The 14,230-nt window shown below is 35.7% G+C and carries 15 protein-coding genes; 3 read left to right on the top strand and 12 right to left on the bottom strand.

Annotated elements, in window-relative coordinates; translation table 11 throughout:
• Window positions 1-11 precede the first annotated feature (11 nt).
• The 12 genes from B3C18_RS14785 to B3C18_RS14730 form a co-directional block, all read right to left on the bottom strand.
• Window positions 12-599, bottom strand: a complete 588-nt coding sequence (locus B3C18_RS14785) for a TetR/AcrR family transcriptional regulator (RefSeq protein WP_291148089.1) — start codon at window positions 597-599, stop codon at window positions 12-14.
• A gap of 96 nt (window positions 600-695) precedes the next feature.
• Window positions 696-1,178: a cupin domain-containing protein gene (locus B3C18_RS14780; RefSeq protein WP_291148087.1), complete on the bottom strand. Its 483-nt coding sequence runs from the start codon at window positions 1,176-1,178 to the stop codon at window positions 696-698.
• Window positions 1,179-1,263: 85 nt separating this feature from the next.
• Window positions 1,264-2,724 (bottom strand): FAD-binding oxidoreductase, encoded by a 1,461-nt coding sequence (locus B3C18_RS14775; protein WP_291148085.1) that lies wholly within the window; start codon window positions 2,722-2,724, stop codon window positions 1,264-1,266.
• A 26-nt stretch (window positions 2,725-2,750) separates the two neighbouring features.
• Entirely contained in the window at window positions 2,751-3,488 is a 738-nt protein-coding gene (locus B3C18_RS14770; protein ID WP_291148083.1) for a Dabb family protein, read from the bottom strand.
• A gap of 45 nt (window positions 3,489-3,533) precedes the next feature.
• Window positions 3,534-4,553, bottom strand: a complete 1,020-nt coding sequence (locus B3C18_RS14765) for a heme-binding protein (protein ID WP_291148081.1) — start codon at window positions 4,551-4,553, stop codon at window positions 3,534-3,536.
• A gap of 54 nt (window positions 4,554-4,607) precedes the next feature.
• A complete protein-coding gene (locus B3C18_RS14760) occupies window positions 4,608-4,970 on the bottom strand; it encodes a putative quinol monooxygenase (RefSeq protein WP_053472730.1) in 363 nt (120 codons plus the stop codon).
• A gap of 105 nt (window positions 4,971-5,075) precedes the next feature.
• Entirely contained in the window at window positions 5,076-6,356 is a 1,281-nt protein-coding gene (locus B3C18_RS14755; RefSeq protein ID WP_291148078.1) for a ferritin-like domain-containing protein, read from the bottom strand.
• A 5-nt stretch (window positions 6,357-6,361) separates the two neighbouring features.
• Window positions 6,362-8,242: a GMC family oxidoreductase gene (locus tag B3C18_RS14750; RefSeq protein ID WP_291148076.1), complete on the bottom strand. Its 1,881-nt coding sequence runs from the start codon at window positions 8,240-8,242 to the stop codon at window positions 6,362-6,364.
• Between the two features lie 15 nt (window positions 8,243-8,257).
• Complete coding sequence (locus B3C18_RS14745; protein WP_073487598.1) at window positions 8,258-8,680, bottom strand: sugar dehydrogenase complex small subunit; 423 nt, start codon at window positions 8,678-8,680, stop codon at window positions 8,258-8,260.
• A 543-nt stretch (window positions 8,681-9,223) separates the two neighbouring features.
• Window positions 9,224-10,465 (bottom strand): MFS transporter, encoded by a 1,242-nt coding sequence (locus B3C18_RS14740; protein WP_291148073.1) that lies wholly within the window; start codon window positions 10,463-10,465, stop codon window positions 9,224-9,226.
• 4 nt (window positions 10,466-10,469) lie between these two features.
• A complete protein-coding gene (locus B3C18_RS14735) occupies window positions 10,470-10,682 on the bottom strand; it encodes a hypothetical protein (protein WP_291148071.1) in 213 nt (70 codons plus the stop codon).
• Between the two features lie 10 nt (window positions 10,683-10,692).
• Window positions 10,693-11,286, bottom strand: a complete 594-nt coding sequence (locus B3C18_RS14730) for a TetR/AcrR family transcriptional regulator (protein WP_056199592.1) — start codon at window positions 11,284-11,286, stop codon at window positions 10,693-10,695.
• Between the two features lie 209 nt (window positions 11,287-11,495).
• On the opposite strand from B3C18_RS14730, the gene B3C18_RS14725 reads away from it, so the two are divergent.
• The 3 genes from B3C18_RS14725 (at window position 11,496) to B3C18_RS14715 (ending at window position 14,228) form a co-directional block, all read left to right on the top strand.
• On the top strand, window positions 11,496-11,897 hold the full coding sequence (locus B3C18_RS14725; RefSeq protein WP_291148069.1) for a DoxX family protein: 402 nt from the start codon (window positions 11,496-11,498) through the stop codon (window positions 11,895-11,897).
• Between the two features lie 172 nt (window positions 11,898-12,069).
• Window positions 12,070-12,474 carry a hypothetical protein gene (locus tag B3C18_RS14720; RefSeq protein ID WP_291148067.1) on the top strand — a complete coding sequence of 135 codons (405 nt, stop codon included), beginning with the start codon at window positions 12,070-12,072 and terminating at the stop codon, window positions 12,472-12,474.
• A 98-nt stretch (window positions 12,475-12,572) separates the two neighbouring features.
• Window positions 12,573-14,228 carry a peptidase domain-containing ABC transporter gene (locus B3C18_RS14715; protein WP_291148065.1) on the top strand — a complete coding sequence of 552 codons (1,656 nt, stop codon included), beginning with the start codon at window positions 12,573-12,575 and terminating at the stop codon, window positions 14,226-14,228.
• Window positions 14,229-14,230 lie beyond the last annotated feature (2 nt).

Genomic DNA, 14,230 nt, shown 5'->3' with positions numbered 1-14,230 from the left:
GATAAAAAAAATTAGATGCTATTTTGATCTATTAAATTTTTTAGGGTTTTAGCAACGACTTCCATTCTGCCATTGTTTCCAGACATTCTAGACATTAAATGTCCACCTTCGAGCATTGCAAAAATTACAGTTGCAAATTCAGTTGGTTTTAAATCTGTTTTAAACTCTCCTTTATTAATTCCGTTTTCGATAATACCAGAAAGTAAAACCTGACCGGAACAAATTGCTTTGTGGACTTTTTCCTTTACAATTGGGTTTGTATCATCGGCTTCTGTACCAAAGTTTAATATAGGACAGCCTCCAATAACTGGTGGTTCAAGTGCATCACTAAACAAATCTATGTATGCAAATAATTGTCCTTTTGCAGTTTTGCTTTTGCTTAGCGCATTTTGTATTCTATTTGTCAAAAGTTTAATATTGTGATCAACTGCGGCACAAGCAAGTACTTCTTTATTTTCAAAATGAACATACATACTTCCTTTAGACAGTTTGGTAGCTTCCATAATATCGCTCATAGAAGTAGCTTCAATTCCTTTTGTATTAAATATAGGAGCTGCTTTTTCTATAATAAATTGTCTGGTTTCTTCACCTTTTGCCATGATAGCTTTTATTTAACGGTACAAATATATGACCGATTGGTCATATCTACAAACAAAAAGAAGATTATTTTTTAAAAAATTTCAAAAAATGCCTGTTTATGCGGGATTGGTAAGGGCAATAATTAATTTTTTGTGTTCAGGATATTGCTTAATTAAGGTATCTCGATCTCCTAAAAAGTAATTATCCGGATTAAATGGAGGTGCCATTGATACTCCCATAAGGCTCCAGGAATCTTTACTTTTAATTCTGGAACCAATCCAAGTTCCGCCCGGAATCACTTTCATTGGTTTTCCGCCTTTGGTAATATCATTACTAAAAATGCAGACTTCAGATTTTGGCGTATGACCTTCAGGATACAATAAAAGCATTTCTACAGGCTTTCCGGCATAAAAATGATATAACATATCTCCTGTAACTTTATGCATAATAGAGCAGCGGGAATTATCCAGAAAATAATAAATGGCACTGCATGGAGTGTTTTCTACAGGCGGAATAGGGTAAGTATTGGCAAAATAGCCGCCTTCGGTACTGTTTAGCTGTAAATTAAGCAGTCTAATTATTTCAGATGCTGGTGACATAATTTTAATGTTTAATTGGTTTGTTAGAAATAGTAAATCCCCGAAGATTTATAGTAAAACTTCGAGGATTTAGGTTAGTAAAGCATTATACTCTGGTTCGGTTGATCGGGCTGATATCTGTTAATTCTTTTGTTGGATTAAATGGCGAACCAACGCTTTGCTGAAAATTAAAGTAATTGTTTGGATCTACTTTCTTTTTAATTTCTAAAAGGCGTTTGTAATTGCTTCCATAATATTCTTGTGCCCAGTTGTGCTGCAAAGGATCAATGTAGTTTACATAAGCCCCCGTAGCATTTCCGGCATCAGATAATCTTTCGAAAAATTCATAAGCCCATTCTACATTTTTCAGCGTATCACCAGGTTTATCTAAATCCCAGATTGCTTTAACTTCTGGAATAAAACGGCTGTTTCTGTGTACATAAGCCGTAGCATCTGAAGCAACATTTTCGATGGCACCGCCGGCATGTGTCCAAACGGCAAAACTTTCTGCAGACGGAGCTTTACTCATTGATTCGATAATAACCTTTGCTACTTTATTATTCATTCCGCCTTGTGGAAGAACGGTAGAACGGATGTAAGAACTTCTTCCGGCAACTCTTGTCGTGTAACCATTATAAAATTCCCAGTCTGGAAGTGTCATATTAAACAAATCCGCATTAATTGGTTTTAGCTTTAAAAGGCCTTGAAGCAATTCAATTCCTTCGGCGCCATCGCCATTAAAAACCGGAGTTAAACCCAGCACTTTTACATTGGTCGTTTTGTCGATTAGGTCTTTTTGATTTCCCATAAAACCATAAACGGCCATTGCATCTGGAACTGTTTCTACCCATTCGTTGTAATAACCCAATACATCTTCGGCCATTTCTAACGGATATCGAATTTGTCCCACAAGCATTTTTTTGCTTAATGGTTTACGAACTCTCATTTCCATTTCGACTACAATACCAAAGTTTCCGCCGCCGCCGCCAGAACAAGCCCAGAAAAGATCAATATCTTCTGCAGAAGTACTGTGTACACCAATGTGACGTAATTCGCCGTCTGGAGTAACGATTTTTAAACTTTCAAGATTATCAATACTCATTCCGTAAGAACGCGAAACAAAACTATAACCACCGCCAAGCATAAATCCCGGAGGCGCAACAGTAGGGCAGCCGCCGCCTACAGGAATTAATCCAGTATTGGTTAACTGCATAAACTTGTAAACGTCATACCAGATTACGCCCATTTCTGCCGTAACGGTTTCTTTTTTAGGGTTGAATGTAATTCTGTTTAAATTTTTCATTGCAATTACAACACCGCCTTCGTTAAGACAATAGCCGGCAGCACTGTGTCCGCCGCCTTTTATTGAAAAAGGAAGATCATTTGTAATGGCAAATTTTAATCCCAGTCTGACATCTTCAACTACGGCCGGAAAAATGATTAAACGCGGTCTGAACTGAATTCGTCCGTTATCAATTTTTATAACGTCTTCATATTCTGAATCGCCGGGCTGAAGCACATAACCGCTCAGTTCACGAACTAATTCCTGAATTGCTGTTTCTATCATGATTTTTAGTTTTTGGGGTTAATTTTTTATCTGGTAAGCGAATACACTTTTGACTGATATTTTATATAAGAATCAAAAATGTACGTGTTGTCAATCATTCCGGCTGTTGCTGGAAAAAAATCTTCGTGCTTTTTGCTTGTCAGATAATCATCGTACGCTTTTTTACTTTCGTAGATAATAGAAACCGCAACATCAAAATTTCGAACAGAAACATTTCTTTTAATATCTGTTAATCCTCCAGTTGTAAACAGCTGAATTCCCGGATGACCTGATAAATATTCTACACAGATATCCGTAAACTTTTTAATGTTTTCCGGAGATTTATCTTTTAGAGAGAAATACAGGTCATGAAACATACTTTGCGGATAGTTTCCATCGGCGCCAATAGTTTGTGGTTCCGAAGAATTTCCGCCAATAATAAGATTGGTTACATAAGCGTCCATAACACGTCTTGTTGTGCCCGGAACCCATCTGTTTACATCGATAACAAATTGATTGTGTGCAGAATCATTTCCGTTATAGACATTAAAAGCATCTTCATTTACAAAAAGCTGATGCATGGCAATGTCATAATTAAGATCATTTTCAGGACGAATCATATCATCGGCTCTAACGCCAATCCAGAATGAAATCATTCCCACAGATTCAGAAAGATATTGTCTTGCTTCGGCCATATAAGCTTCTACAATGCCTTGCGTATTACTTGTACCCAGATTGAAGTACGTGCTGTGCAGCAACATGGGTGTATTAATTGAATTTTCCATTTGAATTTCTTTTAAATGTTTTTTGTTGATTTTCTTCAGTATTTATTATTGCTGAAGACGAAGTGTTGCTACTGAAATATGAGGCCATTTAATTTCGACAACGCTTCCATCTGGGGCAAAAACGGGGAAATCAAGGATTACGGTTTGTGTATACTGCAATTGAAGGAATTCTGAACCATCTGCATTTTCAACAGTTTCTATCCAAAAAATTGCAGAAAGACTATTTGCATTTGCATTTACATTTACAAACGGAATGTTTGTAATACCGCCAACAGGAGCAGTTGCGCCCGGAGTTGCAACGCCATCAATTGGGTTTGCATCTAAAAAGATCACAACTGTTTTAGTGATGTTTTGTCCTTTAATGGCATTTTCCAAAAGAATATTCGGATTCATAATTACTTCTTTTGCAATTCCCGGAGGAGGAACAGCATTTACCAATTGCGATAAATACGTTTCGCTGGTATCGTTTACTCTTTTCCCATTTACAATAAAAAATGGAGTAGGATCTGCCACTTCAAATTGCGGCGGGCCGTTTACGGTAAAGAAAGTTCCTTGTGCTAAAATTGAATCTCCATGCGGAATTGAACCTAATCTGGCGATACTTGGCTGTACCGCTGGATCAGTGCCACTTGGAAGATTTAAGAATAATCCCGTTTCTAAATGAATTCCGTTTTGACCGCTTGGAAGATTTACATCATCTACCTGCTGTAAATAATGTAAGCCTTGAAATGCGATATCAGATTGTGCGTTTCCACGGTTGATAATATCACCTCCAATTGAATTGAAAGTAAAAGTTTCTGCCGTTGAATTTAATATGATTTTGAATTTATCAGCCGGAGGAGGGCCCGGTTTTGCCTGATTCATATTTGGAACTTCAATGATATTGAATCCCGGACCAACCCAGGTTCCTACTAAAGATTCTAATACACCAAGATTAACTGGTTCAGTTGTTACAGCTTCGGCTTTAAATTTTGATGTAAGCCCTTTGTTAACTGGTTTTGCTTCTAGCTTTTCTAAACCTGACAGGTTCAGGTTTGCTAACGGATTATTTTGTTGTGATGCCATTTTATTTTATTTGAATTGATTTTGTTTTTTATGGGTTTTATTTTTTTTGAGAATTTAAAGCGCTTTTCGGCTAAATCCTTGAATCTGAAATAATACTTCAGTGGTCATGAAAACATTTGGCGGTGTACTAAAATCGCTTAGAAATAAATCGCCGTAAGTTTTTACAAATTCAGTAAATATGGGACCGTTTACATGTTTAAAAAACGCATCCTGATTTTCATAAACTTCCCAAAAAATTACCTGACCCTGTGGCGGAGTCGGAAGACTTTTTTGGTTGAAATCCGGAACGTGAACCATATACAATAAAGTTTCCGGTTCATTTTCCTGAACATCTTTTGCCAATTGAATTAAAGCTGTTTTTGCTTTTTCTTCATTTCCAGGCAAAATGGTCCATTTTGCTTCAAGTGGGTAATACATAGTTTTTTGAATTATGAGTTATTAGTTATGAATTTTGAGTTATAGCCATTGTCATTGCAATAGGAATTAAAATTGCCATTGCCATTGAAATTGAAATAGCCATTTTTATACTTCTACATATTCAAATGTTGGCCCTGCGCATTCGCCATTTTCAAGCGGAATGTTTAGTAATTCCAACGCTTTGTATTTAAGTTCATACATTACAGTAATTCCTTTAATAAGAAGATCAGGTTCACCGCTCACTGCATCGTTAATTCCGTTTAGGAGCTGTACATATACTTTGTTGAAGTCTTTTGCTTTTTCCAACAATTCAGGATTTTTTTCATAATCTTTCATTTTTGGATTGGCTTTCATATTATAAACTGATGACCAGCTTACTGTAAAAGGTTTTCCTGTTGGGATACTTTTTACAGGCATTTGAAAATTGGTGTCGTTCGCGCTGTACATTCTTCCAAAACAGATTTCCTGAAACTTGAAATAATGTGCATATTCAATATCTTCTCCAAATAAAACCTGCTCAGTTGCAATAGTTCCGTCGATACCTTCACCTTGACCTACAATTTCACCAATTGCTTCTTCGGCATCTTCATAATTTACAACTTTTGTGATTTTACCGCCGCTTCCGTAATAATGTTCAGCAGTAATTTGACGGCTTGGATCTCCAATGAAAATTCCATTCTTTGTTGTTTTCTTTGCTTTCTCATTTAAACGAAGCAAACCGTAACGAATCGCTTCATAAAATTGACCAATGCTGTCAAAATTTTTGGTAATAGGAGCTTTAGGATCTGAAGGCCTTTCGATTGTAGAAAATTCATCTAATGCTTCTCTGGAGAATTTTAAAAGATGAACTTTAAATGGAGGTGATCCTTTAGGAACTTCAGGAACAATGCCGCCCGGAAGCGGAGTAGGGTAAACCGGAATAATATCTTTTACATTAAAAAGTTTATCCCCTTTTTTTATTGTTTTTGGATCTGTAATGGCGTTCAGAATATTAGATACCAAAACCATGTGCAGCATTTCTTCAACCACAACACTTCTGATAAGCGCGGCTGCTTCAACATTGCTTCCTTCTTTAATGGTGTAAAGTCCGCATAAGTAAGGAGGAATTGTTGAAAGCTCTAATTTTAAAGCGGTTCTAAGACAATCCTGAAGATGTTTCAAATCTTTAATATAATTTTTCACATCACTTTTAGACATTTTCAATGATGTTTTCAATGTGCTTTTTTTGGCTGCTATTGCAGGCGCATCAATATTGAATTCATTATCAGCAATAAAGGCATTATCTGTAGCAACAGAGTAAACCTCTTCGTTAATATCCAGATCAGCAATTGGTTTAATTAACTTTTGACGATTTGGATTGTTCTTTTGAAATAATTTATTTTCCATAATAGTTATTGTTCAAGTTGTTGAAGGATAGCTTCTGCCGCTTTAAAAGTCAAGGCAGACATAGTTAGAGTTGGGTTTGAAGTTCCTAGAGTCGGCATATTTCCACAGCCTACTAAAAACAGGTTTTCGTGATCCCACGTACGCATGTTGGCATCGACTACAGAATCTTCTTTAGAGAATCCCATTCTGTGTGTTCCTACAATGTGTCCTGCACCAGCAAAAGTGTAGCCCTTGCCTTTGTAAGTCACGTAATCAGCATCTGAAGCCGGATTGTAATAAGTAAAATCTTCAATACCGCATTGGCTGAACAATTGCTCAGAAACAATTCCTGATGCTTCAAAAGCTTTCAGCATATATTCTGTTGCTTTATAATAAATTACAGGTCTGTAATTGCCAATATTATCTTTGTACTGAGGATCGATTCTTACGCGGTTATCAGGATCTGGAGCCTGCTCGCATTCGAAGTGCGTAAAAAATTGTCTGGTAACCAGATTTTCAATTTTAGCACGAAGTTCTTTTCCAATAATGCCTTCATTTACAGCATTAATAACATCAGTTGCAGGAGATCCAGTTGGCCATGCCCAGCCCCAATTGTCTAATGGAAGAATCCAGGCGGCATGATCTTTACGAAATTCTCCATCTCTAAAAGTTGGAATGTTAGAAGTAGAACCCGGACCGCGATATGGATAAATTGGATCTTTTGATAATCCCCATCTTAAAACCGTCATGTGATCCATTAAGTTACGTCCCACTTGGTCACTGCTGTTTGCTGCTCCTGACGCTAATAATAATTTAGCATTTTCAATTGCGCTGCAGGCCATTACATACAAAGTTCCTTTTGCAGTATGGGTTTCGTATGAAGAAGAACTTCCTTTAACGTACGTTTTGTATTCAACGCCGTTAATCCAGTTTGAAGTTTCGTTGATTAACAATCGAGAAGCAACGGATTGTGTTTTTACGACAAGATTTCCCATGTCGCATTTTCTGAATGTTTTTAGGGCGTTGTATTTTGCCTGAACCGGACAAATTGGTACACAGCTTGCATTTCCTTCGCAGCGCTGCCCAGTATATTGATCCCAGTTTGCGCCAACCGGATCATATTCTCCGGGTTGATTTTTGATAATATCTAATTTTTTTGAACCGGGATTCCATTCAACGCCGCCAATATTATACTTAAGATTTGGGATTGAATTTCGTCCTTGCGGCGTACTGATACAAGTCAATTTATAATCTTTACCATTAAGTTTAATATTATTGTTTTTATCAATTACCTTTTTCATTACGCCGTCAAGGTAACTTGTTGGAATTCCTTTCATTGGAAACACATAATCTTTACCGAAAATGTTACTTTGTCCGTTAGGATACTGCTGATCTTCTACATTTCCCGAAACACCAATTTCGTTTTCGGCCATTTCATAATAACGTGACATATCCTCATATTTAATAGGCCAGTCTACGCCAACGCCGTATTTAGATTTCATTACAAAATCGCTTGGCAGCATTCTAAGTGTGGTTCCAAGCCAGTGCAGCGTTGTTCCGCCTGGCGCTCTTGTATTGTCACTTGCAAAAGGAAGCGGCCCCATTTGTACCAAATATCCTTTTGTTGAAGGTCTGTCTTTTGGGATTTTCTGAATATCAAGAACATCAATTGAAGGCGCATCTTTTATATTCGGATAAGGTGCATTTGGCACTTTTGCAGAAGCATTATAAAACGTATTAAGATAATCCTGATAGTTTTTATAATTAGCATCCTGATCCATTGCTAAACCTGCAGAAAGGCCTGCTTCGAGCATTAAAACTTTCTTACCTGCATTGGTAAGAACTTTTGCTATTATTGATCCGGCAATACCGGAACCAACAATTACTACATCATAATTATTTTCCATTTGATTACCTTTTTGTTATGAATTTTTTACTGTAAGCGGGCGTTCTGCCCATGAGCCGTAACCCGGTTGTTTTGCTCCCGGCGGATGTGTATGCGCGGCATTCCACATAAGACCTTGAATGTAAGAAGCTGATGAAATTACTTCGCTTCCCCAGTTTCCGGTATACCAAAGAATAATGATGTTTTTTGCCAATCCGTTATAGGCAGAAGCTGCCATAAATTGTGAAGCTAAAGTGGCTTCAATGTTTTTTTTGGACTTGTCATTTAAAAGCACATGAACATCAAGAAAGAAATAATCGATGTCTTGTTTGTCAGTGTTTTTCTGGATCGTGTTGTAATAGGTTTCCAGCATTCCGGTGGCTTTGAGTTCAGTTTTACTGAAACCGGTTAGAAGCGCCGAAACCTCTAAAAAGAGTTTTGTTTGGGAATTAGGTTCCATGGTGTTAGTTTTTTGGGAATTAAAGGGTTAAACATTGTTTTTGTTAATTGATTTTTTGATTATAACATGTTTAAGTCCAATATGCTAACGTTGTACCTTGAGTATAGATGCGATGATTCCTCCAGAAGTAAAGGCAAGCTTTTACAATTGGCTGTTTCCGCAAGTTTTGAAGCGAAAGTATTAGTAGCGTTACTTTGCTTCGACACAGTAGTATTAGTTTTGATATTGAGCCTTGTTTTTTCTACTAAAATTACTGTACATATAAAGCAGCTATTGATAAATTGACACAGGAGTAAGATTTTATGTCACAAAAGAGATAATTTTTGGTACTAAAACTTTTATAATGTTAGATTAGTTGTTAAAAGTTTGAAAAATTAACATTAGCTTAAAGATTATAACATATTGAAATTGAGTTTTCTATGCTGCTATAATTGTTATAGGCTGTAAAATGAGTTTGAGTTATAAGCACAAAAAAACTCCCAAATTACTTTGGGAGTTTTTACTATTTGAGAATTTGTTTAAACCTGAAGAATAAATTCCAAATTAAAGTTTATTCGTTTTGGTATCAACAATTTTACTTACTCTAAATACTAAAAAGATAGTAAGCAACATAATTCCGGAAGCAGTCATTGCCAGAATATCATAATGTTCTAACGGTGCATAACTGTCTTTTTGATAAATGATTAATCCGGCAATTACAGCGCCAAAACCTCCGGCCATTTGCTGTAAAGACGAGTTAATACTCATAAAAGCACCACGATCCTGCGGATCTGGAATAGCAGAGGTTAAAGTAGTTGACGGAACCATTCTGCTCATAATGGTTGCCATCATAAGTACATTGATCACCAATACAATCCAAAAAGGAGTTGGGCCAAACTGAGCGTAAATGTTTATTAGAATCACAGCAGATACGGTAGCAAATGCAAAGATTTTAAACTTATTTACCCTGTCACTCAATTTACCAATAAACGGCATTGTAATTAAAGTAGCAATTCCGGTAATCATGAATAATAAAGGTAATTCTTCATTTGTTACTTTTAAGTTGTTGATGGCAAATGCACTACCAAAAGGCATCATCATAAAACCTCCAACAGAAAGCAGGGCAGTAGCTAAAAAACCAACCTGATAATTCTTTTTAGAAACAGTATGATACAAGTGCATCAAAGCTGTTTTTTCTTGTTTTAAAAGTAAATGCTCCGTAACAGGTTTTAACTTCACATATAAAATCATTGTGATAATAGCCGCCATTGCTGCAATCCATAAAAACGGAACGTGCCATCCCCATGCATTTGCAATGTATAAACCAATCGGGATTCCTAGAACCTGACTAACGCCAAATCCCATTTGAATAAATCCCATTACTTTTCCTCTTTGCTGTAAGCTGAATAAATCGGCAACAATAGCAAGAGAGATAGAACCAATTACACCGCCAAATAATCCGGTGAAAATGCGCGCCGCAACCAACAGAAAAAAGTTGGGAGCCAGGGCACAGAATAAAGTACCGATTGTAAATCCGATGTAAAAGAAAAGTAACAATTTTTTTCGGTCAAATTTATCTGCAAAACCAGCCGTTAGTAATCCGGAAATTCCGGCACTAAAAGCATAAGCAGAAACGGCAATACCAAATTGAGAAGCCGTAATTTTTAAAGTTTTCATCATAATATCTCCAAGCGGCGACATTACCATAAAATCAAGCACAACTGTAAATTGTGTCATAGCTAAAAGAAATATAACCAGTTTTTGATAGCCATTAAAACTAGGTACTAAAGTTTGTTTTTCGTTCATATAATTATTGTAGTTCTTTGCAGTCAAAATTGTGAAAATTCAATAAGTCAATAATTTGACCTGCATTTAGTTTTTCGCTTATAATTCTCAATACACAATCAATATCTTCCTGATCAATAGTCCATTGCAGGATCGATTTGTTTGCATTTAAAAATGTTGCGATTTTGTTTTTACTTGTCTCTGTTTTTATATTAGTGGCGAATATCAATACATTCATAACATAAAATTTAAGGTGTTAATGCCTTTATCACGAGTCTAAAAGCTTCTTGTTGTATTTCATTTGTTAATTGAAATGGAGTGCTACCTCCAAGTCCTTTACCTTTTTCATGAAAACGCAGCAAGTTGTACAGCGGGCCATAAGCAATACTCCAGAATACCTCCTTTGATACTGGCACTATTTCTTTTCTTTCAATTGCCCGATGCAAAAACTTCGTCATGATTTCTTTGAGTTCCATCAAACTTTCGTTAACGATATGTTCACCATAATTTGAATTTTGAAGAATTTCCCAGCAGGCAATTTTATCAGTGTTTTTCAGCATAAACTCTGATCGGTTTTCCCATTGTTTTGCAAGACCTTCTACAAAAGGCATTTCTGGCGAGAAATCTTTAAGCGAACTTTTAAAGAAGTAAGTGCCCATTTCAGTTCCAATTTTTTTAATCAGATCTTCCTTGTCGGCATAATAAATATAAAGCGTCGCTACAGAAATCCCGCACTCTTTGGCAAGTTTGTTCATTGTAAAGCCTTCTATGCCATACTTTACAATCATTTCTATAGTTTTCTCTTTAACTAATTCTTCTTTATTAATATCTCTTGTTCTCAAAATGAAAAGGATTTTATTGAATTGACTCTGCAAAGATATAATAATAAATGAACGTTTATTCATTTATAAAAAATATTTTTCAAAAAACTTTAAAAACAGCAAAAGTTGGTTCCCAATATAATTTTACTATTTTTACTCTTAGCAGCTATCATACTCAATAATTATTTGGTATGAAATACTGATTTTTTTATTAACCTAATTATTTAAAAATGAGAAAAAACAACGATTTTGGTTTGTTAATACTTCGTATTACAATTGGATTTTTAATGCTTTTGCATGGTATTTCAAAATTTAAAGGAGGTTTAGATTTCATAAGCGGAATGCTTGTAGAAAAAGGACTTCCGGGTTTCTTTGCTTATGGCGTTATCATAGGCGAAATTTTGGCACCAATCTTAATTATAATTGGTTTTAGAACCAGAATTGCTGCTTTAATATTAGCATTCAACTGTTTAGTAGCAGTTTTAATGGCACACAGTCAGGATATTTTTAAATTGAGCGATCACGGAGGATGGGAATTAGACCTTCTGGGATTATATTTCTTTACGGCAATTGCATTGTTTTTTACCGGAGGAGGAAAATTTGCAGCTTCAAAAAGCAATAAATGGGATTAAAAACTCATTAAAATATAAAATTATAAAGCGGCCATTGAGTCGCTTTTTTTATGATTTTATTAGTAAGAAAGTCAGTAAAATCAGTAGGTGATAATAATTTGAATTCTAATGTTATTCTAATGTAGCGACGAAAATTTAGTTTTAACTTGCGCCCTGAAATTTATTTTTTACGATGCTTAATAAAATTAAAAATAGCCTTTTATGTAAATGCCTTCAGGCGTTACTAATCGGCTATTTTTTATTGAGCAGTATTAATGTATCAGGAACTTTCAGCCGAATTATAAAAGAAAATGCCGAAACTCATTCTGTTAAAGGAATAGCATGTAATATTCTGAAGAAAATCTTCAAGTGCGACGGTATTCCCGAAGAACTGGACGACTACGAAACAAAAGATACGAAGACCACTAAACTTGCAAAAGGAATTGTGCTATTAGAATATCTGGTTCCTTTAGATGCGTCTGTACCGGGATTTTATTTTCAAAATGATCTTAAAGGAAAAAACTATATAAACAATCCAATTTTCTCATTTGGATTTCACGGCAAGATCCATTTGCCTCCTCCACGGTTTGTAATATAAGTATTTAGTTTTGATTGGATTATGATAATTTTTGTAATCCTTAATGCGATATTTTTCGTAAATTAACATCTATTAATCTTGTATTTATATATAAATCCATGACACCTTTAAAACGTTTTTACAACTTACTCGCGTTAGACAAACGTGACGTATACCAAATTATATTTTACGCAGCTTTTGCGGGTTTGGTAAACCTTTCCCTGCCTTTAGGAATTCAGGCGATTATTAACTTTATTCAAAGCGGACAGCTTAGTGTTTCGTGGATTGTGCTGGTTTTTCTGGTTACAATTGGAGTTGGCTTTGGCGGAATCTTAACCATTCTGCAGCTGCGAATTGTAGAAAATCTGCAGCAGCGAATCTTTGTACGTTCGTCATTTGAGTTTGCTTACAGACTGCCTTTAATTAAGTTTAAAGAAATGTATTCTGAATACGCGCCCGAAAAAGCAAACCGATTTTTTGATACGCTGATGGTTCAAAAAGGAACAGCAAAACTTTTACTTGACTTTTGTACCGCCTTTTTGCAGGTTGGTTTGGGTATTATTTTGCTGGTTTTATATCATTCCTTTTTTACGGTAATCGGACTTTTGTTTGTTGTTATTCTGTATGTCATTTTTAAATTTTCTTATAAAGATGGTTTAGAAACAAGCCTTAACGAATCAAAATTTAAATATAAAGTAGCGGCCTGGCTTCAGGAAATTGCACGTAATCGTGAAAGTTTCCGCAGAAAAGGCGGTTTCGATTATGCTTTAGACAGAAATGACGGTTATGTGAGTCATTATGTCAATTACCGCGAAAAGCACTTTCAGGTAATGAAAAAACAATACATTCAGCTTACTATTTTTAAAGTAATTGTTACAGCTGCTCTTTTGTCGATTGGTGGTTTTCTGGTAATTCACCATCAAATGAACATTGGGCAGTTTGTGGCAGCTGAAATTGTAATTGTATTGCTGATCAATTCTGTAGAAAAAATAATCTTTGGGTTAGAATCTTTTTACGACGTATTAACTTCTTTGGAAAAAATTGGACAGGTTACCGATATGGAAATTTCATGCATTCCAAAAACTTCTGCCGTAACCGAAACGGGAATTACAATCGAAACAGAAAGTATTGCTTACAATTATCCGGAACACAATAAAAAATCACTTAAAAATATTAACCTGAAAATAAATCAGGGCGAAAAGATCATTTTAAGAGGAACAAACGGTGCCGGAAAAAGTACTTTATTACGCCTACTTGCCGGATTGCTGGAGCCGGAAAGCGGGGCGATGTATGTGACCGATAATTTCATGAACCGTTTAGACGAAGATAGTTACAGAGCACAATCTGGAACGCTTTTGCAAGGTGATACGCTTTTTGAAGGAACAATTAAGGAAAACATTCTTTTTGGAAACGAAACCATTAATAATGACGATTTAAAATGGGCTTTAGATAATGTATGTTTAACGCCTTATATCAAGACTTTCCCTAACGGATTGGAACATCAAATCCATCCGGGCGGACGCGAACTTTCGGCTTCTGATGTGCAAAAGATTCTTTTGGCCAGAAGTATTGTGACCAAACCTAATATATTATTCCTTGAAGATCCGGTTGATAAAATGGACGAACTGACGTCGGGTAAAATTGTTGATTTTTTACTTGCCGAAGAAAATGACTGGACGGTAATTGTTACTTCTAAAAATGATGTCTGGAAGAACAAATGCAGCCGTATGATTACGATTGATGATGGAAAAATTATTAACGACATAAAGCTATAATC

This window comes from Flavobacterium sp. UBA7680, assembly GCF_002482975.1.
In the GTDB taxonomy this organism is placed as follows: domain Bacteria; phylum Bacteroidota; class Bacteroidia; order Flavobacteriales; family Flavobacteriaceae; genus Flavobacterium.
This window is presented reverse-complemented; position numbering and strand designations above follow the sequence as displayed.